The 2,117-nt window shown below is 74.4% G+C and carries 2 protein-coding genes; both read right to left on the reverse strand.

Annotation, left to right across the window (positions count from 1 at the left end; genetic code table 11):
* Positions 1-328 (reverse strand): hypothetical protein (locus ACZ7G3_RS34915; protein ID WP_470930635.1); only part of this gene is annotated, 328 nt, incomplete at its 3' end.
* Positions 329-557: 229 nt separating this feature from the next.
* A complete protein-coding gene (locus ACZ7G3_RS34920; protein ID WP_470930637.1) occupies positions 558-1,904 on the reverse strand; it encodes a cation:proton antiporter in 1,347 nt (448 codons plus the stop codon).
* Positions 1,905-2,117: the final 213 nt, after the last annotated feature.

The following is a 2,117-nucleotide window of genomic DNA, read 5'->3' on the forward strand; positions in this document are numbered from 1 at the left end:
CAGCAACGAAAAACCACCACAACAAGACAGGGGCCAGACGGCATCCACAGGTCAGCGTGCCGGCCGGCGGGACGGCGAAGCCGTTGAGGGACAGCCAGCACAGGAGGGCCGTTCCGGGAGCGGCCGTGAAGCGGGCGCGGAGTCCGAGCAGGGCCGCCAGCAGGGAGAGCACGGCCAGTGCCACTCCCGGACGGCCCGCGCCCACGGTGCCGTTGAGGAGCGCCACCAGGGCGAGGGCGCCGCCGAACGCTCCCGCCCACACCAGCGGAGCCGCGACCGGCCGGGGGACGGGTCTGGCACCGCTGCCCAGGGGCACCCACTCGATCATGCTGACGGCTCCTTCCGGTCCCGGACGGCTCCGACCACGGCGTCGGACACCGGCCCTGCGGGCAGATTGTCCCACCGCGGCGCGCAGTGACGTACCGGCCGGGGCGGTGGTACCGGGGCCCACCGCCCACCGGCCGGGACCGTGTCCGCGCGCACCCCGGCCGTGCAAGTCCTCCCGCACCGGCCGCTGTCCGAACCGCCGGCCCCCGTCGCCGGGGCCCTCCCCGGGCCTACCGGTCGACTCCCGCGTGCTCCGAGGACGAGGCAGAAGTCGGGGCCGCAGTCGAAGCCGAGGCCGATGTCGAGGCCGGAGCCCGGTCCGACGCCGGCGCCGACGGTTCGTCCGCTTCCGCGTCCGCGCCGGGCCCGCCGTCCGGCGCCGTGGCGGGCGTCCTCGACCCGGGGAGCAGCCTCCCGGCGGCCCGCAGGGCGCCGGCGAGCACGTACGCCCGTCCCGCGACGACGGGACCGAGGACGGCGAGGACGAGGACGTATCCGGCGATGAAGGGAGCGAGCCGCCCGTCGAGGCCCGCGCCCGCGGCCATGGCGGCCAGGATGAGCGCGAACTCCCCCCGGGCGACCAGGGTGGTGGCGATCTCCGCGGCCGGTTCGGAGCCGTAACCGTACACACGGGCGACGCACAGCCCGGCGATGACGTTCATGACGACGGTCAGTGCCGCCGCCGCGGCGACCGGGCCGGCGACGGTGGCGAGGTCGCCGGGGTCGATGGCGAGTCCGAAGGCGAAGAAGAAGATCGCCGCGAAGGCGTCCCGGAGCGGGTGCACCAGTTCGCGGATCCGTGGTCCGGAGGGGGTGCCCGCGAGGATCAGCCCGACCATGAAGGCACCGATGGCGTCGGCGACGCCGAGGACCTCGGAGATTCCGGCCACGAGCACCGCGGCCCCGAGGAAGCTGATGACGAGCAGTTCGTTGTCCCGGGTCGCGATCAGGCGGCCCACGAGCCGGGTGCCGTAGCGGGCCGCGGCGGCCAGCACCAGCAGGAAACCGAAGGCCTTGCCGGCCTGCAGGGCCATGTCCCAGGCGCCGTGCGCGCCCGCGACGACCGGCTGGAGGGCGGCCAGGTACAGCGCGAGGAAGATGTCCTCCACGACGATGACGCCGAGGATGAGACGGGTCTCCGGGCGGCCGATCCGGCCCAGGTCGATGAGGATCTTGGTGACGATCGCGGAGGAGGAGATGCCGAGCACGCCGGCGAGCACCAGCGCCTCGCGCACTCCCCAGCCGAGGACGAAGCCGAAGCCGAGCCCGGCGCCGACGTTCAGCAGCAGGTAGACGCCGCCGGCGGTCAGCAGCCGTTTGCCGCCGTTCTTGAGGTCGTCGAGGTGGAACTCCAGGCCCAGGTAGAAGAGCAGCAGCACCAGTCCGAGCGCGGAGAGCATCTCGAAGTCGTGCGCGTCCTCCACCAGGACGAACCCGGGGGTGTGGGGGCCGAGCAGGATGCCGGCGAGCATGAACAGGGGGATCGTCGGAAGTCCGATCCTGCCGCCGAGGCGGGCGAGGAACGCGGCGGCCAGAAAGGCGCCGCCCATGGCGAGCAGGGTGTCAGCGTGTCCCACGGGCCACCGCCTTCGACCGCGCGGAGGGTCGGGAGGGCTTCACTCGGCAGGGATGGATGCGCATTCTCCTTCGTGTGTGACACGTCATCTGTGGTACGGCCGGACGTCGTTGGCCGGCACCGGCGCCGTGGCACCGGGGGGGGGGGGGGGGGGGGGGGGGGGGGGGGGGGGGGGGGGGGGGGGAGGGGGGGGGGGGGGGGGGGAGGGGGGGGA

This window comes from Streptomyces sp. NPDC037271, assembly GCF_055603605.1.